24 protein-coding genes and 2 pseudogenes are annotated in these 26484 nt (G+C 41.7%); 10 read left to right on the top strand and 16 right to left on the bottom strand.

Features of this window, described 5'->3' with window-relative positions:
* Positions 1-94 precede the first annotated feature (94 nt).
* The gene (locus V7K30_RS07470) at positions 95-607 is read left to right on the top strand and encodes an anthrone oxygenase family protein (RefSeq protein WP_334998479.1); all 513 of its coding nucleotides are present in this window, start codon (positions 95-97) and stop codon (positions 605-607) included.
* A 189-nt stretch (positions 608-796) separates the two neighbouring features.
* Here V7K30_RS07470 and V7K30_RS07475 read toward each other — a convergent pair whose 3' ends face one another.
* The 5 genes and pseudogenes from V7K30_RS07475 to V7K30_RS07495 form a co-directional block, all read right to left on the bottom strand.
* On the bottom strand, positions 797-1897 hold the full coding sequence (locus tag V7K30_RS07475; RefSeq protein ID WP_334998480.1) for an AI-2E family transporter: 1101 nt from the start codon (positions 1895-1897) through the stop codon (positions 797-799).
* 140 nt (positions 1898-2037) lie between these two features.
* Complete coding sequence (locus tag V7K30_RS07480) at positions 2038-3471, bottom strand: bifunctional orotidine-5'-phosphate decarboxylase/orotate phosphoribosyltransferase (RefSeq protein ID WP_334998481.1); 1434 nt, start codon at positions 3469-3471, stop codon at positions 2038-2040.
* An 88-nt stretch (positions 3472-3559) separates the two neighbouring features.
* Entirely contained in the window at positions 3560-4159 is a 600-nt protein-coding gene (locus tag V7K30_RS07485) for a cytochrome b/b6 domain-containing protein (protein WP_334998482.1), read from the bottom strand.
* Positions 4160-4618: 459 nt separating this feature from the next.
* Positions 4619-6169, bottom strand: a complete 1551-nt coding sequence (locus V7K30_RS07490) for a PAS domain-containing sensor histidine kinase (protein ID WP_334998483.1) — start codon at positions 6167-6169, stop codon at positions 4619-4621.
* Between the two features lie 319 nt (positions 6170-6488).
* Positions 6489-6752, bottom strand: a pseudogene (locus tag V7K30_RS07495) (ISNCY family transposase); the annotation flags it as partial.
* A 59-nt stretch (positions 6753-6811) separates the two neighbouring features.
* On the opposite strand from V7K30_RS07495, the gene V7K30_RS07500 reads away from it, so the two are divergent.
* Together V7K30_RS07500 and V7K30_RS07505 are read left to right on the top strand one after the other, a co-directional pair.
* Complete coding sequence (locus V7K30_RS07500) at positions 6812-7102, top strand: hypothetical protein (protein ID WP_334998484.1); 291 nt, start codon at positions 6812-6814, stop codon at positions 7100-7102.
* A 158-nt stretch (positions 7103-7260) separates the two neighbouring features.
* Positions 7261-7431, top strand: coding sequence for a hypothetical protein (locus V7K30_RS07505; protein WP_334998485.1), 171 nt, complete (start codon positions 7261-7263; stop codon positions 7429-7431).
* 13 nt (positions 7432-7444) lie between these two features.
* On the opposite strand, the gene cysW is transcribed toward V7K30_RS07505, so the two are convergent.
* The 6 genes from cysW to purE all read right to left on the bottom strand — a co-directional run bounded on the left by cysW (position 7445) and on the right by purE (position 13004).
* A complete protein-coding gene (gene cysW / locus V7K30_RS07510; RefSeq protein WP_334998486.1) occupies positions 7445-8320 on the bottom strand; it encodes a sulfate ABC transporter permease subunit CysW in 876 nt (291 codons plus the stop codon).
* Entirely contained in the window at positions 8307-9167 is an 861-nt protein-coding gene (gene cysT / locus V7K30_RS07515) for a sulfate ABC transporter permease subunit CysT (RefSeq protein WP_334998487.1), read from the bottom strand. The genes cysW and cysT overlap by 14 nt, the downstream gene beginning before the upstream one ends.
* 193 nt (positions 9168-9360) lie before the next feature.
* Complete coding sequence (locus V7K30_RS07520; RefSeq protein WP_334998488.1) at positions 9361-10569, bottom strand: sulfate ABC transporter substrate-binding protein; 1209 nt, start codon at positions 10567-10569, stop codon at positions 9361-9363.
* Between the two features lie 583 nt (positions 10570-11152).
* Entirely contained in the window at positions 11153-11932 is a 780-nt protein-coding gene (locus tag V7K30_RS07525) for a class II glutamine amidotransferase (protein WP_334998489.1), read from the bottom strand.
* Positions 11933-12093: 161 nt separating this feature from the next.
* Positions 12094-12393 carry a putative quinol monooxygenase gene (locus tag V7K30_RS07530; RefSeq protein ID WP_334998490.1) on the bottom strand — a complete coding sequence of 100 codons (300 nt, stop codon included), beginning with the start codon at positions 12391-12393 and terminating at the stop codon, positions 12094-12096.
* A gap of 92 nt (positions 12394-12485) precedes the next feature.
* Positions 12486-13004, bottom strand: coding sequence for a 5-(carboxyamino)imidazole ribonucleotide mutase (gene purE / locus V7K30_RS07535; RefSeq protein ID WP_334998491.1), 519 nt, complete (start codon positions 13002-13004; stop codon positions 12486-12488).
* Positions 13005-13103: 99 nt separating this feature from the next.
* Between purE and nagA the strand changes: the two genes are divergently transcribed.
* Together nagA and V7K30_RS07545 are read left to right on the top strand one after the other, a co-directional pair.
* Positions 13104-14267, top strand: coding sequence for an N-acetylglucosamine-6-phosphate deacetylase (gene nagA, locus V7K30_RS07540; protein ID WP_334998492.1), 1164 nt, complete (start codon positions 13104-13106; stop codon positions 14265-14267).
* Positions 14268-14806: 539 nt separating this feature from the next.
* A pseudogene (locus V7K30_RS07545) lies at positions 14807-15104 on the top strand (antibiotic biosynthesis monooxygenase family protein).
* 104 nt (positions 15105-15208) lie between these two features.
* On the opposite strand, the gene V7K30_RS07550 reads toward V7K30_RS07545, so the two are convergent.
* The 4 genes from V7K30_RS07550 to V7K30_RS07565 all read right to left on the bottom strand — a co-directional run bounded on the left by V7K30_RS07550 (position 15209) and on the right by V7K30_RS07565 (position 19532).
* Entirely contained in the window at positions 15209-15469 is a 261-nt protein-coding gene (locus V7K30_RS07550) for a hypothetical protein (protein WP_334998493.1), read from the bottom strand.
* Positions 15470-15528: 59 nt separating this feature from the next.
* On the bottom strand, positions 15529-17853 hold the full coding sequence (gene pcrA, locus V7K30_RS07555; protein WP_334998494.1) for a DNA helicase PcrA: 2325 nt from the start codon (positions 17851-17853) through the stop codon (positions 15529-15531).
* Between the two features lie 49 nt (positions 17854-17902).
* Positions 17903-18919: a zinc-binding alcohol dehydrogenase family protein gene (locus V7K30_RS07560; RefSeq protein ID WP_334998495.1), complete on the bottom strand. Its 1017-nt coding sequence runs from the start codon at positions 18917-18919 to the stop codon at positions 17903-17905.
* Positions 18920-19151: 232 nt separating this feature from the next.
* Positions 19152-19532, bottom strand: a complete 381-nt coding sequence (locus tag V7K30_RS07565) for a YybH family protein (RefSeq protein ID WP_334791213.1) — start codon at positions 19530-19532, stop codon at positions 19152-19154.
* Positions 19533-19644: 112 nt separating this feature from the next.
* On the opposite strand from V7K30_RS07565, the gene V7K30_RS07570 reads away from it, so the two are divergent.
* The 4 genes from V7K30_RS07570 (at position 19645) to V7K30_RS07585 (ending at position 23035) form a co-directional block, all read left to right on the top strand.
* Entirely contained in the window at positions 19645-20517 is an 873-nt protein-coding gene (locus V7K30_RS07570; protein WP_334998496.1) for a LysR family transcriptional regulator, read from the top strand.
* Between the two features lie 503 nt (positions 20518-21020).
* On the top strand, positions 21021-21989 hold the full coding sequence (locus tag V7K30_RS07575; RefSeq protein WP_334998497.1) for a sodium-dependent bicarbonate transport family permease: 969 nt from the start codon (positions 21021-21023) through the stop codon (positions 21987-21989).
* A gap of 4 nt (positions 21990-21993) precedes the next feature.
* The gene (locus V7K30_RS07580) at positions 21994-22305 is read left to right on the top strand and encodes a P-II family nitrogen regulator (RefSeq protein WP_292796649.1); all 312 of its coding nucleotides are present in this window, start codon (positions 21994-21996) and stop codon (positions 22303-22305) included.
* A gap of 28 nt (positions 22306-22333) precedes the next feature.
* Complete coding sequence (locus V7K30_RS07585; protein ID WP_334998517.1) at positions 22334-23035, top strand: carbonic anhydrase; 702 nt, start codon at positions 22334-22336, stop codon at positions 23033-23035.
* 309 nt (positions 23036-23344) lie between these two features.
* Here the strand turns inward: V7K30_RS07585 and V7K30_RS07590 are convergent, their stop codons facing one another.
* Positions 23345-25069, bottom strand: a complete 1725-nt coding sequence (locus V7K30_RS07590; protein WP_334998498.1) for a sensor histidine kinase — start codon at positions 25067-25069, stop codon at positions 23345-23347.
* A 958-nt stretch (positions 25070-26027) separates the two neighbouring features.
* Between V7K30_RS07590 and V7K30_RS07595 the strand changes: the two genes are divergently transcribed.
* Positions 26028-26465 (top strand): CAAD domain-containing protein, encoded by a 438-nt coding sequence (locus V7K30_RS07595; protein ID WP_334998499.1) that lies wholly within the window; start codon positions 26028-26030, stop codon positions 26463-26465.
* Positions 26466-26484 lie beyond the last annotated feature (19 nt).

Below are 26484 nucleotides of genomic sequence, written 5' to 3' on the forward strand. Positions count from 1 at the left end.
ATCTGTCGAGTTCATGTTTAACTACCTACCACAGTCAATTCACTCCGTCGAACTCACGTTATTCAAGTTGCTCAACTGGTTGGAGGATAAAGCGATGCTGCAACATCTGATCACTCAACAACATTATTTCGCATTGAAGCTTTTCTCAGCACTGGGCTGCGGTTTGATAGCCGGAGTCTTCTTTGCCTTCTCATCCTTCGTGATGAACGCCCTTGCTCAGTTGAAGCCGACACAGGGCATTGCCGCCATGCAATCCATCAATATCACGGTGATTAATCCGTTGTTTATGGCAGTGTTCTTGGGAACAGCTGCGGCTTGCATCTTTCTTTTAGTCTCCTCGCTATTAAGGTGGCATCAACCCGATGCCGCCTACTTGCTCATCGGCAGCTTGCTCTACCTCGTTGGTACATTAGGCGTGACAATTGTGTTCAATGTGCCGCTCAACGAAGCCCTGGCAAGAGTCGAGCCGGACAGCAGCATCGGTGCGAACCTATGGTCTAGCTACCTTGCCAACTGGACAATCTGGAATCACATTCGGGCGGCAGCAGCGCTAGCAGCAGCGGCATCGCTCACCATAGCCCTCTGTTACCGAACGGCGCAATCCTAATGTTTTACATTCAACGTAAAGGAAGATGACCCTGCTGATCATGGATAAATACCGAGCATCTCAAAAATATTTGCAAAAACTTCAAATCGGTGTAGACACAGTTTCTCAGCGCCGATTTCAGATGAAGTTGACACCCATGCACATCTGTGATCCCCTACAAAAGGTCTGTATCTCATGCAAATCAACAAATCATTGCGATATTGATTCCTTTGGCAACAATTCTGATGCTACTTCACCATCAACAGCATTTTCAGAATCACCAGATTTAGAAAAACCATCTGCTACATCTTTGATAAAACCAGCTACGGGTACCGCGATTAGCAAACCCAAGACTCCACCAACATTAGTTCCTACAAGCAAAGCAATTAACACCCATATTGGTCTAAGGCCAGTAAGTTTACCTAAAAGTCGGGGTGCGATCGCCTGATCAATTAACTGATCAATGACAACAGCTACCGCAGCAACCTTCGCTGCTAGCCAAAAGTCGTGTGAGGCTATTATTAAAGTGATTACAATCAGACTGACAACATCCCCAAAGGGAACTAAGCTCAAAAGACCAACCCCTAAACCAAAGAGTAAAGCAAACTGGACTTGAAAAGCTAAAAACAATAATGTTACTGAAACTCCCATCAGCAAAGCCAAACTTCCCTGACCAATCAAATAATTTTGAAAATTTTGCTGAATAGATTGACTTACCTTCTGAGCAAAATTTACAGGTAATTTCTTAAATATACCCTCCCAAATTCTTGGGCCATCTAACAATAGATAAAAGGTCAGCACCACTGTAATTAATCCCTCAGAAATACTATCAATTGTATCTCTGATAATACTTAAAAGTTTATCGGAAACAAACTCTAATTCATTGGGTAATTGGTCAGTAATTCGTGTTAAAAACTGACTTAAATCCACATTTAATTTGTGCCTAAAAAACCAATCATTTACAATCTTAAGCTTTTCTTCGCTAGAATCAATCCATTGGGGAAGGACTTTAACCATCTCATTAAATTGCTCTAAAACAATGGGCAATAAAGTGATAGCCAGAGCAACAACAATTATCAATGCTAATATAAAAACCAATGCTACTGCATAGCTGCGTTTAACTCGCCGCTGTTGGAGAATCGAAACAGGATAATTTAAAACGAATGCAAGCAAAGTAGCCAAGACAAGAATTGTTACAACAGGTTGAAAATTTTTAACAAGCAAAAATGCTAGCCAAGCATTGAGAAAGACTAGAGGAAATAGCAGCGTAAAAATTAACCATCTAAGTAGTTGATTCAGTGAAAAATTCATAATCAATTTAGAAATCAAAATTATTTCAGTTACTAGATTGAACCTGGGAATTAAATATGATCAAAGCGAAGTAGATGAGAAAAACCTTTTCCCATTTTCTATTATCTACTCGCCATTCCCGATTTTCGGTTATTTGAGTACTAACTTTCAGCAAAAGCTAAAAATTGCTCCTCACTTATTCGCCCTGCTTGATATAGAGTATTAGTAATTTCAGAAATAGTTAAAACTGCATGACCTCTATAACCATTTTGCTGTAACCTATCTTTCACCCCTTGTTCATGGTCGATAAATACTACAATGTCATTAACATTTAACCCTGCTGATTCCAACTTTTCTGCCCCTTCCATAACACTTTTGCCGCTAATGAGAATATCATCAACCACCACAACTGTTTCACCAGGGTGGAAATTACCCTCAATTACTCTCCGAGTTCCGTGTGCCTTCACCTCTTTCCGAGGGAAAATCATCGGACAATGAAGGCGCAAAGCTAAACCAGTAGCTGTGGGTAAAGAACCGTAAGGAATACCTGCTAATCTATCAAAATTCAGGTTCTTCAAAATATCCTCATAGGCAGTAAGAACTTGATTAAAAACTTGGGGATTGGAAATAATCTTGCGTAAGTCGATGTAATAAGGAAATATCGCTCCTGATGCTTGGACAAAGCTGCCAAACATAATACAGTCAATGTCATAAAGTTGTAAAATCAAATCCTGGTGGGGGTGCTGATTTAGCAAACAAACATCAGGAAACCACACAGAACATGTGGAATTTTCGTGAATAATTTCAGCTTTGATTTGATTAATTTCTGCGCGTAGAGACTGAACTTCCTCAGATAGTTGCGTGTTTCCCAACATATCTTGAGGAACAGGAATCAGCAAACCATCACCGTTAGCATTCAAACCTGCTTCTAAAATTTGCTTCAGGTTTGGGACTTCCGCCCAGATGCTACGCGCCATAATAATTCGTTCAGGAGCAATTGCTCGAATAAGTGCTAAAATTTGAGGATTTGTAGTTCCAACTTCCAAACCTAATTGTTCTGGAGTCCCCCAGGTTTTTGATTCTTTTACCACCTGTAAATAAAGGGGCGATTCGTTTGTAGGATATTGCTGTAAAGCTTCTGCACCTGGATTAGAAGTACAGCATAAAATAAACACTGCTTTATCAGGATAGACCAAAAAAGGTGCTACATGATCTTGTCCTGTATAGGGACTGAGAGTGATTGCATCCACCTGCCATTCTGTAAACACAGTCCGGGCAAAAATGGTACTAGTATTTAAGTCACTGTGTTTGGCATCTAAAATAACTGGGATGTGGGCTGGAATAGCTGCTAAAGTTTTGTACAGCAGTTCTAAACCTGGAATACCTAGCGCTTCGTAAAACCCAAGTGTCGGTTTATAGGCACAAACGAAATCAGAAGTTTCAGCAATAATGAATTGTAACCACTTCTGTAAACCAGCAATGAGTTCTTCAGATTCATAACGCACAGGCATCATTTCTGGATTTGGATCAAGTCCTACAAACAGTAAGCTTTGATTTTGCAATATATTACGATTCAATTTATCAAAAAAGTTCATAATTTTAGTTTAAAAAAAAGAGTCATTAGTTATTAGCCATTGGTCTTTGCGTTGCCGCGTCTCTCCATCTCCCTGAGAGGGTGTTTGTTTACCAAAACATCGATTCTGTTAGTTGAGTACCTCCAGCTTTCCGTCCTAATTGAGAGTGAATCACTGCAAATAATATAACCATTGGGACTGAGGCAAAGTGAACGATTCGCAATGCTTGCCAACTGCCAAAAATATCGACAATCCAGGGAAATTGAGCCGATTTATACATTCCTATTCCTGTAAATAACGCCAGCAGCAAAATAGGAATAATTGCTGTATAGGCAATACGATGCCAAGCATAAATTAGGCGTTTGGAATTTTGACTTTTTTGTAATGCTTTGAGGTCATTGACAGCTACAAACCGATGTCGCCAGCGCTGGGTAATTAAAATGTAAATTCCATACCACAAGAGATTCAGCGAGAATAGCCACATTCCTGCAAAATGCCAGTGTCTACCTCCTGCGAGCCAACCTCCTAAAGTAAATATCGGAGGAATGTGCAAACCTGCACGTCCACCAAAAACAGGGTTGGCATTGTAAATTTGTAGTCCACTGGTGAGCATGATAAACAGACTAATGATGTTACAGGAGTGGAAAATTTTGGCTCCTATTGCTTGAGTAGGTGGCTTCCGAGTTTGAGAAGGAATAGTCGAAGTCATATAGCAATCCGATTTGATTTCTGAAATTATTTGCGTAGGCTGGGAGTAGGGAGTAGGGAGTGGGGAGTAGGGAAGAAGCCTCTTTGAGTTGTACTGAGTTTTTTCAAAAATCAAATATGAGTCCTATAGATTGTTTATCTGTCTTGCGTAAATAGCCCAGCAAGTTTGGGGATTATTACTTACCCTTATTTTCTCATCCTACGATTCAATTGAAACGTGGAATACGGGATGCAACACATGGTAAAGGCGCACAGATGTCATTAGTGGACTCAGGTTAGGAACGAGGCTATCTCTCAAAGCTTCTTCTAGATAGGTTTTCACCTTAAGTTGACACAATCGTTTAGCCTTTGAGCAAAATTCTATTTTTATCTCAAAAAAAGAGGTATTTTTAAAACCACCCCTCAATATTTCCTTCCTGTCAAGTTTTTAGGCAATATTTATGAAATTCTTAAATATTGCCTAAAAACTGGCGTGTTTTCTAAGAGCAATATAGTGTCTTACAGTTGTATTCATCTCAATGACTAACTCTGTGCCTTGACCTAATTGAGAATTACACTTAAGTTTACCTTGATGTTTTTCAACTATAATTTCCCGACTAATTGATAGTCCCAGCCCATTACCTTTACCTACTGGTTTGGTGGTAAAAAATGGTTCAAAAATATGTCTTTGGATATGGGGAAGTATACCTTTACCATTGTCAGAAATGCGAATTATGACTTTGTACTTTTTACCTAGTTTATTATGATTTGTCCAAGATTTATTCCCGTTGACTAATGATAAATGACTGCTAACAATTTCTGTATGAATCAAAATCTTAGAAGTAAAGGAATAATCCTGTTTCATCCTTTCTTCTAAAGCATCAATGGCATTAGTCAGGATGTTCATGAATACCTGATTTAGATCACCAGAGTAACACTCGATTAAGGGCAATTCCCCAAAGTCTTTAATTACCTCAATCCCTGCTCTATCAGGCTGTTCTTTCAGACGATGCTGCAAAATTCTCAAAACACTATCAAGTCCTTCATGCAGGTCAACCTTTTTCATTTGACCTTCGTCAGAGCTGGAAAAATTCCGCAAGGCGAAAACAATTTCTTTGACGCGCTCAGATCCAGCTCGCATTGACCACAGCAATTTCAAAAAGTCCGTCTTCACGAAACCGAGGTCGAGGCGTTGCAGATGTAAGGCAATGACTGGGGTTGGCGTGGGATAGTAATGTTGGTAAAGTTCAATGACTCTGATTAAGTCTTCAGCGTATTGACTGGCGGGATGAAGATTGCCGTAGATGAAGCTAACGGGGTTGTTAATTTCATTAGCCATATCCGCTACTAGTTGACCGAGATTAGCCATTTTCTGGTTTTGTAATAACTGCTTTTGGGTATGTTTTAGTTCATCGAAGGTAATTTCTAGCTGCTGTGATTTTTCCCTAACTTGGTCTTCGGTAAATTGGCGTTGGGCAATTTCTCTTTGGACTTGTTCAAATAGTTGGTATTGTTGAGTAGCGATCGCTTTATCCTGAGTAATATCCTTGTGCGTCCCCGCCATTCGCACTGGTTTACCAAATTCATCCCACTGAAATACCTTGCCACAAGCAAAAATCCACTTCCACTCGCCGGATTTAGTCAACATTCGCAATTCAACTTCAAACACAGGTGTGCATCCTTCCAGATAATCGTGCAATACCTGGCGAATTCTTGGTAAATCCTGTGGATGTACAAGTTGCTCAAAGGATTTATACTCATTGTCGATTTCGTTTACTTCATACCCCAGGATGCGCTTCCACTGAGGATCATAATAGGTTTTGTCAGTTTTCAGATTCCAATCCCACAACCCTAAGCCACTGGCTATTAATGCCATTTGTAAGGCGGCTTGTGAGGATTGTGAAGGATCTAAATTTTCTTGAGATAAGTCTTTTTGTCCTTTTTGTAGTGGCTGTGATTCTGGGAAACTCTGGGAATCTTGTACAGAAAGTGGAGTTTCCAGTTCATGGGTAGCGGGTTCTTCGATATGCATAGCTGCTGGTACGATGAGGAAGATATCCTGTAGCTCTCTCTCTACGCTGTCTTAGCACCCTGACGATCCAGTTATGGACAAATCGTCAACTTGGTTTATTAGGCTGTAACTTCGGTTGGAGATATATCAGCCCATATCATCAATTTGGATGGAATTTAGAAAAAGGTAAACGGACGAATGTAACCTCTGTTGCGATCGCAGTGGCGATTTTTTAGAAAAAATAGCTCTATTGTGTGCATCTACATTCTAAGATATGTCTAAAAAAAGTAGTTCAAATCACATGGAATCACCTAAAAACTCGGAAAAATTTGTAAAAAAAATTGTATCCGCTCAATAAATCTGCATAGCTCAAGCCCCGCAAGTGCTTCAACGCTAGCATCTGCAATATTACTTTGACCGGAGTTGAATTTTTACCAGTTTTCTTTATGTTGGGATAACGCTTTGATAAATCAGATTCAACTAACTGAAATAATTGTTCATCTGACAAAATTTTATCTATTTAAAAAATAAAATCATCCATCTCTCCTATTAACTGAATCAAAATGCTAAATTCTTGGGCACATTCAGATTTTTTACGTAACATCGGACATCGATTGAGCCTGCAAACTTGTACTACTCAAAAGCATACTTAAAATTATTAAAATGATGTCTAACAATAGCTATAATCAGATAATTGCAACTAGCTCTAATGAATTAGCCAAAAATAGATTAGAAATCGCCGCTGTTAGATTAGAGCTTAAGCCGGATATCAGCGTTGAAGATTTAAGCTTATTTAAATTTCTTTGGGATAGTGTAATTGATAGTAGTTTTAAAAAGCTTAACGATTCTGATTTAAGAGAATGGAATCAAATAGCTAAATCTAATAATATGCCTTTGAGTTTTGATGAAAGTTTTAAAATTCAGTTGGGCGAGATATCCAATATAAAATCATGAAATTTGATGCTAGCTTGGCTAGTTTTACGTTAGCTTTTGTGGGTGCTGTCTCAGGCTGGGTGGCTTGGTGGTTCGACAAAATAAAGCTTGAGAAATAGCAGGCTACTCTTGAGAGACAGCAGGCTATTCATCAAGCAGAGTCTACCGCTGAAAAAAAGGTGAATGAGGAGCGCGATTTCAATCACCTCCGCACCAATCAAGTGCAAATTTCACAGGGTATTGCAATAGGATTTGATGAGATCGAACGCAGGTTAGACTACATTCGTGAACAATTAATTGAAATGAAGGCGTATTTAATTCAAAATCAAGGCACTATTCGCGGTGAATAAGTTTCCGGGGATTCTATTCAACATCTTTAATGCGGGTTTTCCGTTCTAAAAGCTCCTTCAGCACCAAGGTTACTACTGCTAGCAATGCCAACAGTACAGCCGCAGAGAAAGCCGCTTCGGTTTCGTATTGTTTGTAAGCATCTTCTACAAACAGTGGTAGGCTCTGGGTTTGGTCAGCAATATTGCCAGATACCACCGAAACCGCCCCGAATTCACCCATTGCTCTGGCATTGGTCAAAATTAAACCGTAGAGTAAGCCCCAACGGATACTGGGTAGGGTGACGCGCCAAAATATCTGCCAATCTTTCGCACCTAGAGTTCTCGCAGCTTCTTCTTGCTCCTTGCCAAATTCTTCTAAAACAGGAATCACTTCTCGCGCCACAAAGGGCATACTTACGAAGGCTGTAGCCAGCACCATACCTGGAAAGGCAAAGACAATCTTGATATCATGGGCCTGGAGCCAAGGGCCAAACCACCCATTGCGTCCATAGAGCAGTACAATCATCAATCCTGCGACTACGGGCGAAATCGAAAAGGGCAGGTCAATAATACTCAAAACTACGGCGCGTCCAGGGAACTTATGGCGAGCGATCGCCCAAGCTGCACATAACCCAAATACTGTATTTATAGGCAGAGAAATCAAAGCCAGCAACAGTGTCAGCCAAGCTGCATGGAGAAAAGCTGGCCGCGTCAGGTTGGACAGAAATGGCCCAAATCCTTTGCTGAAGGCTTGGACAAAAACGTTGATTGCCGGGATGTATTGAACCAGAGCTAAATAAGCGATCGCTATCCCAATTAAAACTATTGGTACCCAACTCTTCTGCTCTTTAGGTTTGGCTGTATCTGATACAGATGCAGATGAGTGAAAACTTGGCTTATCTACTGTCATATCGCCTTGCCCATGCTTGTAAGAAATTAATTGCCAATAGCATTACCAATGAAATTAATAGTAAAACTATGCCAATTACTGTTGCACCAGAATAGTCATATTGCTCTAATCGTTGGAAAATCAGCACAGGTGCGATCAAATCTTTATAGGGCGTATTGGAAGAGATAATCACAGTCGAACCATATTCCCCAACTGCACGCGAGAAACCCAAAGCAACACCAGTTAAAATTGTCGGAAATAAAGGTGGCAAAATTACTTTCCAGAAGGTCTGCCATTGAGAAGCACCTAGACACCAGGCGGCTTCTTCAATTTCACGTTCCATTTCCTGAAGCACGGGTTGTACAGTTCTGACGATAAAAGGTAGTGAGATAAATATCATAGCCACCGCTACTCCCGTGCGGGTAAAAGCCACCTTAATTCCCAGTGGTGCTAGTAGCGAACCTATCCAGCCATTATCGCTGTAAACTGTTGCCAGGGTTAGCCCTGCTACCGATGTTGGTAGTGCAAATGGTAAATCGACTGTGGCATCAATCAAGCGTTTTAAGGGAAAGTCGTAGCGTACCAAAACCCAAGCAATCAAAGTACCAAATACGCCATTGAGTAAGGCAGCAAATATTGCTGTAAAAAAAGTTACGTTGTATGTTGCTAATGCGATATCACTGGTTGCGATCGCCCAAAATTTCGCTGGAGTTTCCGTACTTGCTTTCAAGAACATGGCAGCGATCGGGATAAACAACATCACTGTCAGGTATCCTATAGTGATTCGCCAAGTCCAGGGAACCCGCCCCAATTTCTTCCAGAATGGTGTTTTGCGTTCAACTTGCACAGGAGGAGATACAGTCGTCATAGTCAAAAATTCAAAATCTAAAATTCACAAGAAGCTTTTTCCCAGTATTCGTAATTGCTAATGACGCTCTCTACGAGACGCTAAAAGCGAACGCGGACTCGCTTTCTGCGTCGCTAACGTAATTAAAGGATAGACCAACTAATTTTAATTCTGGATAAAATAAAGTTGTGGGGTCATAATTACGAATTACGAATTACGAATTATTTAATTCCCGTTTAGTTTGCGCCTGAATCTTATCAAACACGCCCCCATCTGCAAAGAACTTCTGATCGATTGCTCCCCAACCACCGAAGTCTGCAACTGTACCGAGAGTTTTCACCTTGGGAAATTTGTCTGTGACTTCCTTACTTTGAGCTAAAGTCTCATCTACTGGTCTGAATCCCAATTTGACAAACTCTTGCTGTGCTTCTGGGCTATAGAGGTATTTCACAAAACCTTCAGCAACTTCGCGGGTTCCGTGCTTATCGACGTTCTTATCTACCACAGCGATCGGGTTGTCGATGGATATATTCACATCGGGAACGACATACTCAACTTTCTCGCCCTTTTGCTGTGCCAAAATAACTTCGTTTTCGTAGTTTATTAAGACATCTCCCTGCCCTTGCTTGGCAAATGTATCAGTCGCTTCCCGCGCATCTTTAGGCAAGATTGGCACATTTTTGTAAACTTTAGTCACAAATTCAGTAGCTTTGGCCTCATCGCCACCTGTTTTAATCACAGAATTCCATAGTCCTAAGAAATTCCACTTAGCACCGCCGGAAGTTTTGGGGTTAGCAGTAATCAACTTTACACCGTCTTTGGCTAAATCTTCCCAGTTCTTGATGCCTTTAGGATTGCCGGAACGGATGACTAATGCTGCAACTGATTTGGAGACAATACCATTATTAGGAACTTCCTTCTCCCATCCTGGCTGAATCAATCCAGCTTTCTCAATCTTTGAGGTATCTCCAGCTAGTGCCAAGTGAACAACATCTGCTTCCAAACCATCGATAACGGCGCGAGTTTGAGAGCCAGAACCGCCATAGCTTTGCTTGAAGACGACAGTTTGATTATGATCTTTCTTCCATTGTTGTACAAACTTAGGAATGATGGCTTCGTGAGCCGCTTTGGTGACAGCAAAAGAAACGAGAGTTAATTCAACATTATCCTTGCTTGCAGCAACAGGACTAGCAGTAGGAGGTGCCGTGGAAGAATTACTCCCAGTTCCACCAGAGCAGGCGGCAAGCGCCACACTCAATACGGTACCTACTAAAAAGAGCGATACAAAGCTTTTGAGCGAATTCAGTCTGAACCGATATGTTCTATGTTCAGCGTAGATGCGTTCGCGGAGCGTCTCGCAGAGAAGCAGCTTGTCGTAAGACATCGCTTGTAACCTTTTCAGTGGGCGTTGCCACAAACTCATTCTATTTCCTCCATTAAATGTACAGATAATTGATAGGAATACAGTTATATCCTGTTTATCATACTGGATGCTTCCATGTATCTAGTTGTAAACACCAAAAAACCTCACATTCTTTATCAAGAATATGGTGATTCTACCAGTTTTGTGAGGAATTACAATGCTTTTATTTTCAACTCTCAAGTTTTCATCGCAATCAGCTACCTCGTGTATCAAGCAAAGTGCTAGGGAATAGCTAATTTTTGGGGACAGTCTATTCTAGCGATCGCTGAAGTGAAACCCTTTTAAAACCTCGTTTCTAGGTCTAAGAAGGAAATGCTTGTCTTTACGGCTCTGCGGCGAGGAAGTAAAGCAGAGCCTTACAGAGGGCATTCCTAGTCAGAGATTAGGAACGAGGCAATATCATCAAAGCTTTTTTTGCTTACTAGTTTTTACCTGAAGTTGACACGTAATAAGTATTACTGTGTCCCTAAATAGCGAATCTATTTAGGTGAAAATAGGTGTAAATTACTCAATATGAAAAGTATGAAAAACAAAACCCATCTAGAAATTATCTAAATGGGAAAAATCGAGCAAGGAGTTATTCTTAACTGAATGCATATTTCAGAGGTAATCCGTCCTGAAAAACTAGTAATTCTCCTGGTTGGATTTGTGTCCAAACTTCGTTGTCAGTCAGGGGAGTGGTAGCAATGACAGCGACGCGATCGCGTTCAGTAGTCACTTCCCGAAAATCTACAGTCATGTCTTGATCAATTAAATGGGCAGCTGCAAAGGGCGCTTGGCGGACAATGTAGCTGAGTTTAGTTGTGCAATAAGCAAAAAAGTGTTCTCCATCTGATAATAAATAGTTAAAGATACCTGTTTCTGCAATTACCTCAGTAATTTTTTTGAGTACAGGGTACAATTCCTTGATGTCAGGCTTACCTTCAGGAAAGCGCGATCGCAATGTTTCTAGCATCATGCAGAATGCTTTTTCACTATCGGTATCACCTACGGCTTGATAAAAGCCTAAATTTTCCGGATCAAAATCTGGCAAATTACCGTTGTGGGCAAACACCCAATACTGACCCCACAATTCTCTGCGGAAAGGATGGCAGTTGTGTAGAGCAACTTCACCCTGAGTGGCTTTACGGATATGGGCTATGACATGGGTTGAGTGGATGGGATAACTCCGCACAAACTCCGCTACCGGAGAAGCAACAGAAGGTTGAGCATCTAAAAACATCCGACATCCCTTTCCTTCAAAGAAAGCAATACCCCAACCATCGCTATGATCATCCGTTTTTCCTCCCCGTGCAGAAAACCCTTCAAAAGAAAAGCAAATATCCGTTGGAACATTGCAGTTCATTCCGAGCAATTGGCACATCGATGTTGTAGCTCTCAATTTTTGACTAAGGCCTCAGCATCAAGATACTTCAGAATGCTGCATTGATTCTGGAGCGATCGCTTCAATCTGGGAATTTAAAGCTGAGATATTCCAAATGATCCCCAATAATAAAGAGTCTGCTTCAAGTTAGCAACATGACACTATGCCAAAAGATGGTAACGGCGGGCATCTGGTGCAGTAGTCACTAAACCTTCAAGTTTGGCTGCTACTGCTTGGAAATGGGGTGAATCTAGATGAGTATTCAGGGCTTCATCAGATGTCCACTCCTCTATAAAAGTAAAGTCTGTTAGATCGGACTGGTTTTGCAAAAGTTCATACTTGATCGCACCTGCTTCCTGACGAGTAGGCTCAATGAGTTCCAACAGTACAGCTTTTAGTTCTTCTACTTTGTTAGGCAAAGCAATAATACGGGCAATTACGCGAATAGTTTGGTTAGTCATTTGTCATTTGTCATTTGTCATTGGTCATTGGGTATTGGGCATTGGGCAGAGGGGAAAGACTTGCTGCTCCCCTGCTCTGCTGTTAATATTTATTAAAACATTTGCTGTAAATATTGCTCATAGCCTAGTTGTTCTAGTTTTGCTTGCTTTGCAATTACTGATTCACATAGGGTTTGGCGATATTGCTGCACTCTTTCTAGCAATTCTGGTTGCTGAGTTGCCAAGATTTGTACTGCTAAAAGTCCGGCATTTTTGGCATTACCGATCGCCACTGTTGCCACAGGAATACCCGCAGGCATCTGTAAAATAGAATATAAAGAATCAACACCTTGTAAGTTCCGGGTGGGTACAGGAACACCGATGACAGGAAGTGGAGTTAAAGACGCTACCATTCCAGGCAGATGGGCAGCACCACCCGCACCAGCAATAATCACCTTAATACCGCGTTGGTGTGCAAGTTTCGCATATTGCACCATGCGTTCTGGGGTACGATGAGCAGAAACGATCGCCACTTCGCTCTCAACGCCAAATTCTTCACAAACTGCGATCGCATCTTTCATGGTGGGCAAATCAGAATCGCTGCCCATGATAATACCGACTAGGGGAGTCATATAATTTTGGATTTTGGATTTTGGATTTTGGATTTTGGATTAATTGCCGATTGTTCCATCTAAAATCGGGTCAGGTTTAATTATTCCCTAGCCAGTGTGATGACCCAAGCAACACAAAATCCTGTAGATATTATCAATGCTAGAGTGCCTGGTTACAAAGATTTGCAGATGCTCTTGGTTAATCAAGAGGGCATAATTGAGCAAATCTTGCCAATGGGTACAGGAGTAGTACACAGCCGTGCTACCCTACTAGATGTAGCAGGTGACTGGATTTCATTGGGTGGCGTTGATTTGCAAATTAACGGTGCGTTGGGTTTGGCATTTCCCGAATTGACGGCTGTTAATGCTCACTTGCTGGTGAAAATCTCACAATTTTTGTGGGATGCCGGAGTAGATGGATTTTTACCGACACTTGTGACAACTTCGGTAGAAAACATTCAGCGATCGCTTACTATTATTGCTGAGGTTCTCTCCAGTCAACAAGTAGGTGCCAAGATTCTGGGAGTACATCTAGAAGGCCCATTTTTGAATTTCCAAAAGCGCGGCGCACACCCAGCAGAGTACCTGTTACCCTTAACAATTGATCAGGTAAAGCGGGTTTTGGGTAATTATACAACGCTCGTAAAAGTCATCACCTTAGCACCGGAGTTAGATTTAACTGGTGAAGTAATTCCATATTTGCGTTCTCTGGGGATTACTGTCAGTTTAGGGCATTCTCAAGCAACAGCAGCCCAAGCGCAACGTGCCTTTGAGGAGGGTGCAACGATGGTAACTCATGCTTTCAACGCCATGCCAGTATTACATCATCGCGAACCAGGATTATTAGGGGCAGCAATTACTCATCCTGATGTGATGTGTGGTTTTATTGCTGATGGTAAACACGTTTCGCCCACGATGCTGCAAATTTTACTTCGCGCTAGCTATCAAGAAAAAGGGCTGTTCCTTGTCAGCGATGCCCTTGCACCTTTGGGGCTACCCGATGGCGTGTATCCTTGGGATAGTCGGCAAATTGAAGTTAAAAACGGTACGGCACAACTGGCGGATGGCACTTTATCGGGAACGACTTTACCCTTGTTGGTGGGAGTGCAGAATTTGGTGAAATGGGGAATTTGTGACGGAGAAAGTGCGATCGCTTTAGCTACTAATGCACCTAGACAAGCGATTGGTTTACCAGGAATTGCCAAGAGTCAACCCGCTAATTTATTACGCTGGCATGGGGATGAGACTACAAAAGAATTAACTTGGCAACGATTATTTACTTAATCAATTTATTAGATATCTTCAAGATTAAGAGGATGTTATAAATCAATACGCTTGGGTTAAGGATAGTTGTAGGTTGGGTTGAACGTTCGCGAACAGCGTCCCGTAGGGAAGTGAAACCCAACCTACGCTGGTTTTGGTTTTTGGCTTTAACCCAAGCGTATTGTGTTATAAATTATCCAAAATTATTTGTACATTTGTAGGGCACAAGGTCTTTATTGGTGTCAATTTAAGCCAAAAAACGAGAGTTTTCTCTCGTTTCCAGGTATAACCTGGAAATGCATTAAAAGCGGCTCTGCCGCTAATATTAATAAAGGAGGCGGAGCCTCACGATGGGCATTCCCAGCCTGAGGCTGTGAACGAGAGAATATTAGGTTATTGGCTTTCACGTTAAGTTGACACCAATGAAAGCCTTGTGCCCCGGAAATGGGATGTTTTTTTAACTGGAAGTCTCTAAAGTGTGAGTGTAGGCGTAGCCCGTCGTAGATATCGCATTCACTTTATACTAAATAATATTAACTTAATTCTCACCGCAAAAGTTTATGATTCTTGAGGCTGTGATGCTTCATGTTAAACCTGCTCTAGAATCAGATTTTGAAGCTGCTTTTAAAAAAGCTTCTAAAATTATTTCCTCAATGGACGGATATTTATCCCATGAATTACATAAATAAATGTATAGAAGTCAAAGGTAAATACTTATTACTTGTAAAATGGGAAACTTTAGAATCTCATACTGTCGGATTTAGAAGTTCTGTTGAGTATCAAGAGTGGAAAAAACTTCTGCATCATTTTTATGATCCATTTCCCACTGTTGAACACTTTGAAGAAATTGAAATATGAAAAACAAGATCCCCGACTTCTTTGAACAATCGGGGATTTGTGACTGTATAAGCAACAGATACCTCGAAGTCATGTTGAGGTACTCCAAAATCGTGTTGAAGTACTTAAAAATCGTTTTGAAGTACTTGAAAATCGTGTTGAGGTACTCCAAAATCGTGTTGAGGTACTCCAAAATCGTGTTGAGGTACTCCGAAGTCGTGTTGAAGTACTCCGAAGTCGTGTTGAAGTACTCCGAAGTCGTGTTGAAGTACTGCAAAATCGTTTTGAGGTACTCCGAAGGCGTGTTGAGGTACTTCAAACTTTGTCGTACCGCGATCTAAGTACAAAGGTGCGTAGGCGTAGCCCGCCGTAGGCATCGCTTTCATAAATCTCCACAAACAAAGGGATGTCCGCTACAAATATTCTTAACCGAACCGTATTGGTATCACTCTACTCGTTGCAACTGCGCTACTCTTGGGTCAACAATTTTTTGTCCCAAACTGGCAAATTTAATTGCCACAGACATTTTATTACCTGTTCCGAAAACATGGGTGATTTCACCAAGCCCAAAAGTTTTATGTAATACCCGATCGCCTACTTGCCAACTCTGCGTTGTATCTTGTTTCGCACTAGGATTAGAAGCACTTTTGGTATAAGTTTGACGACTCGCGCGTTTCGTATTTAATAATTCTTCTGGCAATTCGTCGAGAAATTGCGATCGCATCGCAGGTTCACGAGAACCATACAAACGACGTTCCCGCGCGTGTGATAAAAATAACCTTTCTTGGGCGCGAGTAATTCCTACATAACACAGGCGGCGTTCTTCTTCCAAAGATGCGGGATCACTCAGCGATCGGTAGCCGGGAAATAGCCCTTGTTCTAATCCCACTAAAAATACTACGGGAAATTCCAAACCTTTGGAAGCGTGCAAAGTCATCAAAGAAACGGCTGTCTGTCCTTCTTTTAAGTTATCCAAATCGGAACTGAGAGCGGCACTACTCAGAAAGTCTTGGAGGGAAACTTCTTCGTTTTCTTCTTGAAATTGTAGTGCGGCGTTATAAAGTTCCTGGACGTTTTGTACCCGATCTGTGGCTTCATCTGTGCCTTGACTCATCAAGTCTTGAACGTAACCAGAATCTTCTAGTATTCCTTGCAAAACCTCAGTCACGGGAAGCGTACCGATTTGCCCTTGCCAACGGCTAATCATTGCGGCAAAACTATTTACAGCTTTTGTCGCCCGTCCAGCTAATGTATTAACTGATGTTTCGTCGCTGAGTATTTCCCACAGGGTTGTCCCTAATTGTTGGGAGGCATTCACCAAAGCATCAATAGTAGTTTTACCAACTCCTCGCCGAGGAGTATTGATAACTCGTAATAAACTGACTGTATCAGATGGGTTAGCGATCGCTCTTAAATATGCGACGACATCTTTAATTTCTTTGCGATCGTAAAATCTCATTCCCCCCACAACTATGTAAGGAATTCGTTTTTCTACTAACAATTGTTCAAAAGGACGAGATTGGGCGTTTGTCCGATAAAGTATGGCAAAACTACCCCAGTTCAACTCTGGATTTTGGTTTTCTAAAGTGCTAATTTGATTAATTACAAATGCCGCTTCTGCAAGTTCTTCATCGGCTTTGTGACAAGTAATCTGCTCACCCGGCCCCCGCGTCGCTTTCAGGATTTTATCAATCCGTTGGGTGTTATTTTCAATCAGTTCATTAGCCGCTTGCAGAATGTTTTCACAAGAACGATAATTTTCTTCCAGCTTAACCATCGTTTGGGTGTCATCATCTACCAAACCATCACCAAAGTCTTCCTGAAATCCCATCAAGATGGTGAAATCTGCCATCCGAAAGCTATAAATCGATTGATCTGCATCGCCGACAACGAAAACTGAGCGATCTTCCCATTTCCATTCGCTCTTTTTGGTTTCGCCATTAGTAACCAATAAGTGGATCAGTTGATATTGAGTGCGGTTGGTATCCTGATATTCATCTACGAGGATATGGTGAAATTGGCGATGCCAGTAATCTAAAACTTGCTCATTTTGCTGAAATAATCTTGTAGTAACTAGAATCAAGTCATCAAAGTCGAGAGCATTGTTTTGTGCTAATTTATCTTGATAACGATTATAGACATCAGCAATTACCTTTCCGCGATAATTGGGTTGATCTTGCTCAAATTCTTGGGGTGAGAAACCTTGGTTTTTAGCGTTACTAATAGCGTAGCGGACAGAGCGTGCGTCAAACTTCTTATCGTCTAGATTTAAGTCTTTAATAACAATTTCTTTTATTAGACTTTGAACATCAGATTCGTCAAAAATGGAGAAATTGTTAGTCCAACGCCGCCCTTTTTCATCTTGATATTTTCCAAGCTCAGAGCGAAGAATACGAGAACATAAGCTGTGGAAAGTGTTACACCACAAGAATTTGATCGTGCTTTTATAAACTTGCGATCGCAATTCCATTTGTTGATATTCTGTCAACAAATCCAACTGCTTACCGTGTTGTTTATCTGCCAACTCTTCAGCAAATAGCCGTTGAATCCGTTCTTTCATCTCCCGTGCGGCTTTGTTGGTAAAAGTAACCGCCAGGATATGTTCTGGATCAACACGGTGTTTCTGAATCAGATACGCAATGCGAGAAGTCAGCGCTCGTGTTTTGCCGGAACCTGCGCCAGCAACAACTAGCAATGGGCCGCAGTAGTGTACGACAGCTTGACGTTGACTAGGGTTAAGGTGACTGAGAAAGTCGATGATTGTTGTCATGGATGTGAAAAAGCGATCGCAGCAGCGCTATTGCCCAGGTTACAACATCCTAACGAAACTTGGTCAATAAAGATTGTTTCTTAGTGCCATTCGGCTCATTTACTAATACCACTAATTTTCCTGTTGTTTGATTAGACTCCATATATTCGTGTGCTTCAACAATCTCGTCCAGATGAAAAAGACGGTCTATATTGACCCGGTTTTGCCCTACTTCTACACCATCAATAAATCGTTGCAAGTGTTCAATAGATAAATCTTCAGTACCTCCGGTGTAAACGGTCAATCTTACCGTATGAGGAATATCATCCATTGGCGAAAAGTCGTTTAATGTCCAGGCGTTACCCAAAATACCGGTCATGCAGAGAATGCCACCAGGGGCAACACATTGCAGGGAATCCAGCAGGGTAGAAGTTCCTACCAGTTCCAAAACGCGATCAACCCCCTTGGGAAAATTCTGACGGATAGAGGTTGCGATCGCTCCTGTATCTATTACAACCCGATCAACCCCATTTGCTTGCAAGGCTTCTACTTTAGAAGGATTGCGAGTAGTCGCCACAACGGTTAGCCCCAGTTCTTTGGCAAGGTGTGTTGCGGCCATACCAACTGAGGAAGTACCCCCCCGAATTAATAGCGTCTGCCCAGCCTGCACGCCCAAACCGGACATGAGAGAACCGTAAGCTGTCTGGAACATTTCTGGAATGGCTCCTAACACTGACCAATCTAGGTTACTCTTAATCGGAAATACGCAGGCTTGCGGGACACAGGTGTATTCGGCATAGCTGCCATCAAACGCTCGTCCCATACCTCCCATAATCGCTGCTACCTTCTGACCGGGCTGAAATGGGGTGTCAGGGGCGGCTTCGACAACACCAACGCACTCAATTCCCAAAATTCGGGGAAGCTGAACACTGGGAGAGTGCCCTTGACGCGTGAACATCTCAGAACGGTTTAGACCAAAGGCTTTGACCTCGATTAACACCCATCCAGGCTGAGGAGATGGTTTTGTAATCTCTTGTAACTGAAGGGCTGTCGGATCACCGGGAGATTCTAAAACAATTGCTTTCATAACGTTAATCAGAGACTAAATTAGCTCGTTCTATGGCGTGAAACCCAGTTTTTGGATGAGCACCATCACAGAATGGTTTGTTGCTTGTAAGCCGGAGCATTTATGTTTACAAGCTGCTACAGCTAGTACCTCTGCGCGGAAGTCAAAAGTCAAAAGTATTGTATTCCAAGCTTTTGCGCCATTTGGAATGGTATGTTTATTTCCGCCGTGATCTACTGGCTAATTGGATGAGTTAATTGGATGCCTGTGAAGAGGCAAACAAATACCGATGAATTTTCCAATTGCCGTTCTCCTGCTTGAAGATAAACATCTCATTATTTCCTTCAGACGTAGTTTTATTGTCGGCTAAAACAGTTGCCGTGCCTGATGATGAGGTGCGAGCATAGGCAAATTCACCCATTGCCTCTACCTCATGGATCGTAAACTTGACCTGGAGTTGGATAGTTTGAAAAATTTGCTTGTAGGTATCAAGAACTGCATCGCGTCCTACTTGAGCAGGTGCAAACTGGGGCATGAATATCGGATCACTGCTGTAAAGTTCCAGCGCCGCATTCGCATCTGACGCATTCAAAACCTGCTCATATTGCTGAAGAACTTCTTGAATCTGTTTCATAGATACTTTCCTAAATTGAGGTTTTTTAACCTATTGAGCAGTGTACATATTCTTAGATTTGATGGGTAGTGGGTAAAATTGAGAAGTATTTTCTCAAATATGGAAAGATACAATGGACTTCAACTCGGCTGCTTTGTTTGTCAAAGTGGTTCAGTATGGCAGCTTTTCGGAGGCTGCCCGACGGACAAATACCCCTGTGGCAACCGTAAGTCGGCGGATTGCGGAACTGGAAAAAAACCTCGGCATTCGACTCTTAGAACGTTCTACACGCCATTTACGAATGACTCAAGCAGGTACAACGTTTTATGAATACGCGGCTCGCGGATTCGAGGCGTTTGAAACTGGCTTGTCTATCCTTGAAAATCAGCAGCAGGAACTGACAGGGACACTACGGCTCTCTCTGCCGCCTGCATTTCTTCCTTGGCAAGAACTACTACAAGAGTTTCAAGTCCGCTATTGCAAAGTCAAGCTCGAAATTTTTATTACTGAACGCAAGATCAATTTGATTGAGGATGGTATTGATGTGGCTTTAAGAGTTGGTAAACCCAAGGATAATCAGACAATTACCAGGAAGTTGGGTGAATATCGTCATCAGCTCGTTGCTAGCCCAGATTTTCTCGAAAAATATGGTGAACCTTCCCAACCAGAGCAACTTCTCACAATGCCTTGTGCGAGTTGGAACACCCGAACTGATGCGAGAAAATGGTCATTAGGAGATGAGTCGATCCAGATTGCTCCCAGTTTGCAAGTCAATGATTATCTTCATCTCCTGAAGTTAGTTCTAGCTGGTGCATGTGTTACTGAACTGCCCCCTTTCCTGATCAAAGAGCATCTAGCTAGCGGACGGTTGAAGACATTACTGGAAGATTATTCGTTACCCACTCAACAACTAAATCTGCTTTATCCATCCTGTAAGCAACTATCTCGTTTGGTCAGTACTTATATTGACTTTTGTACTGAGTGGGTTGATTGCTTGTTTCAATAGTAAGAAACTTTTACTGACAGAATTTACAACCCAGATTCCGCACCATAAAGTGTCACAGGGCGATCAAGACAAGTAATTAGTACTGATGAACTAAAAGGGAAAGAGATTGTCCCGACAATACGTTAACTTTTCTACGTAGAAAAGTTAGCCGCTAGTTATTCCGGCGCGTTGTGTCGTAAAATCAGCGACGGAGAATCAAACATCAAAACATGGTGGGCAAGCTCTCACTTGTTCTGTTGTCAACAGAGCTTACAGCTATTTTCAGTTAATTTAACTACAGATTTTCGTAGGGATACGGCAATGTTCCCTAGCCCGTGGTTTATTTGCTTGAAAAACGCTGTAATACCTAACGGAGAGTATTGTCACTAATAGGACTATTCACTCCTTAAGTAGCTAATTGACATTGGGTAGCAATACACGATACATCATCATTGAACCGTTAGATTTTTAAAGATGAAAAATTTCTTTAATTGCAGGTTTCACCAGTATAAAGAGGGGTGGATATGGATTTTAGCTTAATTGTATCCAACTTTTTGAATCCGCCAATCCTGTTTTTCTTTTTAGGCATGACTGCTGTTTTTGTCAAGTCTGATCTAGAAATTCCCCCACCAGTGCCCAAACTCCTTTCGTTGTATCTGCTGTTTGCCATTGGTTTTAAAGGAGGGGTAGAACTAATCAAAAGCGGACTGAATCAGGAAGTACTTCTAACGCTCCTGGCAGCAATGATGATGGCTTGCTTTGTGCCAATTTACACCTTTTTTATCCTGAAGTGGAAACTGGATACTTACGATGCGGCGGCGATCGCAGCAACCTACGGTTCTATCAGTGCCGTCACTTTCATCACTGCTGGGGCTTTTCTGAATGAGCTTGGGATTCAGTATGATGGCTACATGGTAGCAGCTCTTGCCCTGATGGAATCTCCAGCGATCATTGTTGGTCTAATCTTGGTGAATATATTCACCGCCGATGAAAAGCGAGAGTTTTCTTGGTCGGAAGTTTTGCAAGAAGCATTTCTTAATAGTTCAGTTTTTCTACTAGTCGGTAGCCTGTTGATCGGTGTCTTGACAGGACAACACGGTTGGCTAGTATTAGAACCCTTTGCTCAAGGGTTGTTTTATGGCATTCTCACCTTCTTTTTGCTGGATATGGGACTGGTCGCTGCTAGAAGAATTAAAGACTTGCAAAAAACCGGAGTTTTCCTGATTTTATTTGCCATACTAATTCCAATACTGAATGCAGGCATTGGGTTGGCGATCGCCAAATTCATCGGTATGCCTCCGGGAAATTCGCTATTATTCGCTGTTTTGTGTGCCAGCGCTTCTTACATTGCTGTCCCGGCGGCGATGCGGATGACTGTTCCAGAAGCAAATCCCAGCCTGTATGTTTCTACCGCTCTAGCAGTGACATTTCCGTTCAATATTATTGTGGGAATTCCGTTATATCTCTACGGAATTAACCTATTTTGGAGGTAATAATATGCACGTAGTTAAAAAGATAGAAATTATCGCCAACTCCTTTGAGCTTGCCAAAATTTTAGATAGTTTAGACAAGTCGGGTGTACATAGCCATGCCGTAATTAGAAATGTTGTTGGTAAAGGATTACGAGGAACTAGTGAAGATTTAGACATGACCATGCTTGATAATGTTTACATCCTCGCGTTTTGTATGCCAGAACAACTCAAGCCTGTTGTCGAAAATATCAAACCACTTCTCAACAAGTTCGGAGGTACTTGCTACGTTTCCGATGTGATGGAGATTCGCTCAGTTAGATGTGTCGCATCGATTTAAGGGAGTGATAAATTCAATGAAGCATTTCATGGAACGTCGTGACTTTTTGAAGTTGGGAATGACCGGGGCGTTTGGAATGATGTTAACTGCCAGCGATCTACTCTGGCAGGTTGAACAGGCTAAAGCTGCCGAAATCCCCTCAAACTCCCCTGAATTCCTCAGTCCCGATGCGGCTTTACAAAAGCTGATGGAGGGAAATCAACGATTTGTTGCTCATCAACCCCAATACCCCGATCAAACTGCGCTGCGGTTGCAGGAAGTTGCTCAAGCTCAACATCCATTTGCAACTATTCTTAGTTGTGCGGATTCACGAGTACCCGCAGAAATTGTTTTTGATCAGGGCATCGGAGATATCTTTGATGTTCGGATTGCCGGAAATATTGCCACCCATGAAGCGATCGGCAGTATTGAATATGCGGTTGTCTTGTTAGGTTCTCCACTGCTGATGGTGATGGGTCATGAGCGTTGTGGGGCTGTAACCGCAGCTGTCCAAAACGAATCGTTACTCGGTGATATTAGTACTTTTGTTAAGGCAATTAAACCAGCCGTGGAAAAGGTCAAGAGTCAGCCGGGTGACGCGGTTGAAAATGCTGTGGTTGCAAATGTGCAATATCAAATTGAACGGTTGAAGCGATCGCAACTTTTAACTGAGCAAGTGCGATCGGGCAAATTGAAAATTGTCGGGGGTCGTTACGACTTGGATACAGGGAGAGTGAGTATCATTACTTAATTCGGCATTTGAGTTCTGAGTGAGGAATCTCACCGAATTTTAAATTTTGGATTTTGGATTGAAGACTCAAAATCCAAAATTTAAACAGGTCTGAGAAAAAGCGAATTTAAACGCGAGAATAATTCTATTATCTAAAATTAAATGACAGAGCTAATGACTTGATTGCTATGAGTCAATCTAAAATCTAAAATCTAAAATCCAAAATTGATTGACTTCTTTACTCAGAACGGGTTAAACGCCCCGCTACCGCTAACGGAAAAGAGGAAATGTTTTACCCAATACCCAATCCCCAATCCCCAATCCCCTCCTTCAATCCTGCACAGTCATTGGTAGACGAATGGTGAAAGTAGAGCCAATTCCCGGCTGACTTTTGACAATAATCTCACCACCCATCATCTGGCAAAAGTCGCGGCTAATTGCTAACCCCAGTCCCGTACCTCCATACTTTTTCGTAGTTGAGGTATCTCCTTGTGTAAAAGGTTGAAATAACTGCTGCTGTTGACGGTGAGACATACCGATCCCTGTATCGGTAACGGTGAAAGTAATCATACCCAAAGGAGCCTCTGGTCGGAATTCATCCTTTTCTCTGTTGACTGTCAGCGTCACCTTGCCGTTTGTAGTGAATTTACTGGCGTTGCTTAGTAAGTTTAACAATACCTGCCGCATCCTGGTCTGATCGGCGTACATGGTGCCAAGTTGCTCATCAAAATCCACTTCTAAAACATTGGCATTTTTTTCTATGGCTGGTTTGATTGTGAGGACAATGTTATTAATCAGCATCGCAATCTCGAATGTCTCTGGATAGAGGGTCATTTTCCCCGCTTCAATTTTTGACCAGTCGAGGATTTCGTTAATCAAGTGCAGTAGATGCTTACCAGCAGAATTAATTGTTTCTAAATCTGTGATAAAGTCTGCCGATAAACCAAGATCGGTGGCATCGTCTTCTAGAAGTTGGCTCAAACCAATGACAGCATTTAATGGTGTGCGTAATTCGTGGCTGACATTGGCTAAAAATGCGCTTTTTGCTTTGTTAGCAGCTTCGGCTAATTCTTTAGCTTGTTGTAGTTCTTTTGTTCGCTCAGATACTCGCTCAATCAGACGATTTAGAGATTTGGCGAGCAGTCCAATTTCATCTTCAGTGGTGACGGGAGCTCGCAAATCGAAATTAGATTTTCTTGCAACTTGTTCAGCTACTTGGGTGACAATGATGACTGGTTCAGCGATCGCCCGACTGGTTCGCCAAGCTACAATGGCTGCGATCGCCACCGAAACCAGCATACTGATGATTACGATGAATCGCTCAACTATTTTTGCCTGCTCAACGGCTTTTTGCCTTTCTTGCTCTTGATTTTCAGCAGTTTGCAGGATGTTAGCCAAGCTTTGAGAAAGCTGGTCTAGCCGCATGGCTGTTTCACCACGCATAATTGTCAATAACTGCGATCGGGCAGAAGAAATTTGCTTCTGCTGCACTTTTTGGGAGTCAATTTTCTTTAAGACGACCTCGATTTGGTCAACGTAGGCTTTTAAATTAGTCTTGTAATCCAGCAATAAAGTCTGTAAAGTCGAACTTGTTGCTGCTAGTCTTTTAGGTTTACTATCGATAAATCCGGCAATTTTTGACTCTAGTTGCTTGGCTTTTTCAACATTATTCAGAAAATCAGCTTTTTTGCTTTGTAGCTGTTGTGAATTTTCTAACACAGCAACTAGGTTAGAGCTATGTAATTGTGCCCCGACTACTGCATCTTTATAATTACTCAGTAGCTGTCCTTGTTCATAGGCTTGATTGAATTGTCTGACTTCCCTTCCCCGGTAGTAGCTGGCGATCACTAACCCAGTCAGTGAACCAAAAAAGCCAATTCCGATAGCTACAAAGTACCCATAGCCAATTTTTTGATGGATGCGCCAAGAACTGGCTTTGAGTTTCCCTCGTGAGGGAAATTCTATAGTCGGGAGTTCGTCTGTCGATGGCTCTTCGGCTGACACTTTTTTGCTTTCTGAACTGTTGTCGATAGGGGTTGGCTTTTGAGTTGGCATTTCTCAAACCTCCTTGCCTTCCCACAAAAATCACTAAATCAGTCTAGCTTGTGCAAACACTTTAATTGGTGATTAACATTTACATTATCTTCTTTTATAGCAAGAGCAAATCATTGCTTACTAGATAATTAGTATAACCTTATATAGTATGAGTGGTTTTGATAGCAATGTTCCTAAGTAAACTTACTGCCAGTGAAGAGAATTCACTTTTTTCAGCAGCAACAAATAATTTGCACTAAAGACCTGTCTGAGACTGTCTTCTCCTTACCACACGACTTTCCTCAATATACAGTTGATAGCAATGAGTTATTGCCATTAGGTACGCTACTACTCTACCTTACTGCTTCCTTATAAAATTAATACAATCAGGAAAAAACAATAGCTTTGACATTCTGTTAAGCATTGGTTATTTCCCCCTTGCTTCCCTACTCCCCTACTCCCTCACCCCCAGGCACATATATCATAAAATAGTTCTAAAGTCTAGTCTATATGAAGACACAAAAACTTTTATTACGTATTAATATCAATACGAATGCCTTAATTGACGAACGCGGCTTAAGATAGCTTTAATATCCGATAAAATCGGCTTTTAGACTTATATAAATGAGAGGTGGACTGATTTTTGCATGATTTGTACTTAGATTTAGTACGATTATGAGCAAATGACATGGAATGGGATAATCACAACCTGAGGATTCCAGTTGATTCCAAAAAATATAACTCAGGAAGTTGATTATAATACATCCTGCTGCCTTCTGAGTTCTATCCTCCTACTGACTTTCTACCTTGTAGTTGATGCAGTAGATATTACGGGGCAATTATGGTTATAGGACACTAAAATCCTTTTGTGCCCTTTACCCAATTGTAATGATGCACTTGTGCATTACCTAATCAACAGCCTTTTGGTTGCGATTATCCAGATTAGAAAAACTCAACTGTCAAATTAATGGGAGTGAAAATGCCAGAACAAGAATTTACCGAAACCGCATCCAAAGAGACTACAGTGGCAGAGATCAACAACCAAACGGGAACGATCACCAAACTTCAGCCTCCCGCGCAGTCTCAAGACGAATGGCTAAAATACGGGGAGCAAATTTCTAGCTTTTTAGCGACATTGCCAGAATATCTGGGAAGCTTCTTTAATCAATATAAGCAACCCTTGGTAACAATTGGTTTAATTGTGGGATCAATTGTTGGGGTTAAAGTACTCTTGGCAATATTAGATGCTTTGAATGATATCCCCTTGGTAGCTCCTACTTTTGAGTTGATCGGTATTGGTTACTCTGCCTGGTTTGTTTACCGCTATTTACTCAAAGCCTCAACCAGGAAAGAGTTAACTGGTGAAATCACCGTTCTTAAATCACAAGTTGTCGGTAAACAAATTCCAGAAGCTTAATACTGATTATCGTTTCTCT

The sequence above is a fragment of the Nostoc sp. genome (assembly GCF_036917655.1).
GTDB lineage: Bacteria > Cyanobacteriota > Cyanobacteriia > Cyanobacteriales > Nostocaceae > Nostoc.

What these genes read in the sequence shown, in the direction of transcription:
- V7K30_RS07470 (WP_334998479.1), top strand. Translation starts at nt 95, where the DNA reads ATGCTGCAACATCTGATCACTCAACAACATTATTTCGCATTGAAGCTT.
- V7K30_RS07475 (WP_334998480.1), bottom strand. Translation starts at nt 1,897, where the DNA reads ATGAATTTTTCACTGAATCAACTACTTAGATGGTTAATTTTTACGCTG.
- V7K30_RS07480 (WP_334998481.1), bottom strand. Translation starts at nt 3,471, where the DNA reads ATGAACTTTTTTGATAAATTGAATCGTAATATATTGCAAAATCAAAGC.
- V7K30_RS07485 (WP_334998482.1), bottom strand. Translation starts at nt 4,159, where the DNA reads ATGACTTCGACTATTCCTTCTCAAACTCGGAAGCCACCTACTCAAGCA.
- V7K30_RS07490 (WP_334998483.1), bottom strand. Translation starts at nt 6,169, where the DNA reads ATGCATATCGAAGAACCCGCTACCCATGAACTGGAAACTCCACTTTCT.
- V7K30_RS07500 (WP_334998484.1), top strand. Translation starts at nt 6,812, where the DNA reads ATGATGTCTAACAATAGCTATAATCAGATAATTGCAACTAGCTCTAAT.
- cysW (WP_334998486.1), bottom strand. Translation starts at nt 8,320, where the DNA reads ATGACAGTAGATAAGCCAAGTTTTCACTCATCTGCATCTGTATCAGAT.
- cysT (WP_334998487.1), bottom strand. Translation starts at nt 9,167, where the DNA reads ATGACGACTGTATCTCCTCCTGTGCAAGTTGAACGCAAAACACCATTC.
- V7K30_RS07520 (WP_334998488.1), bottom strand. Translation starts at nt 10,569, where the DNA reads ATGAGTTTGTGGCAACGCCCACTGAAAAGGTTACAAGCGATGTCTTAC.
- V7K30_RS07525 (WP_334998489.1), bottom strand. Translation starts at nt 11,932, where the DNA reads ATGTGCCAATTGCTCGGAATGAACTGCAATGTTCCAACGGATATTTGC.
- V7K30_RS07530 (WP_334998490.1), bottom strand. Translation starts at nt 12,393, where the DNA reads ATGACTAACCAAACTATTCGCGTAATTGCCCGTATTATTGCTTTGCCT.
- purE (WP_334998491.1), bottom strand. Translation starts at nt 13,004, where the DNA reads ATGACTCCCCTAGTCGGTATTATCATGGGCAGCGATTCTGATTTGCCC.
- nagA (WP_334998492.1), top strand. Translation starts at nt 13,104, where the DNA reads ATGACCCAAGCAACACAAAATCCTGTAGATATTATCAATGCTAGAGTG.
- V7K30_RS07550 (WP_334998493.1), bottom strand. Translation starts at nt 15,469, where the DNA reads ATGAAAGCGATGCCTACGGCGGGCTACGCCTACGCACCTTTGTACTTA.
- pcrA (WP_334998494.1), bottom strand. Translation starts at nt 17,853, where the DNA reads ATGACAACAATCATCGACTTTCTCAGTCACCTTAACCCTAGTCAACGT.
- V7K30_RS07560 (WP_334998495.1), bottom strand. Translation starts at nt 18,919, where the DNA reads ATGAAAGCAATTGTTTTAGAATCTCCCGGTGATCCGACAGCCCTTCAG.
- V7K30_RS07565 (WP_334791213.1), bottom strand. Translation starts at nt 19,532, where the DNA reads ATGAAACAGATTCAAGAAGTTCTTCAGCAATATGAGCAGGTTTTGAAT.
- V7K30_RS07570 (WP_334998496.1), top strand. Translation starts at nt 19,645, where the DNA reads ATGGACTTCAACTCGGCTGCTTTGTTTGTCAAAGTGGTTCAGTATGGC.
- V7K30_RS07575 (WP_334998497.1), top strand. Translation starts at nt 21,021, where the DNA reads ATGGATTTTAGCTTAATTGTATCCAACTTTTTGAATCCGCCAATCCTG.
- V7K30_RS07580 (WP_292796649.1), top strand. Translation starts at nt 21,994, where the DNA reads ATGCACGTAGTTAAAAAGATAGAAATTATCGCCAACTCCTTTGAGCTT.
- V7K30_RS07585 (WP_334998517.1), top strand. Translation starts at nt 22,334, where the DNA reads ATGGAACGTCGTGACTTTTTGAAGTTGGGAATGACCGGGGCGTTTGGA.
- V7K30_RS07590 (WP_334998498.1), bottom strand. Translation starts at nt 25,069, where the DNA reads ATGCCAACTCAAAAGCCAACCCCTATCGACAACAGTTCAGAAAGCAAA.
- V7K30_RS07595 (WP_334998499.1), top strand. Translation starts at nt 26,028, where the DNA reads ATGCCAGAACAAGAATTTACCGAAACCGCATCCAAAGAGACTACAGTG.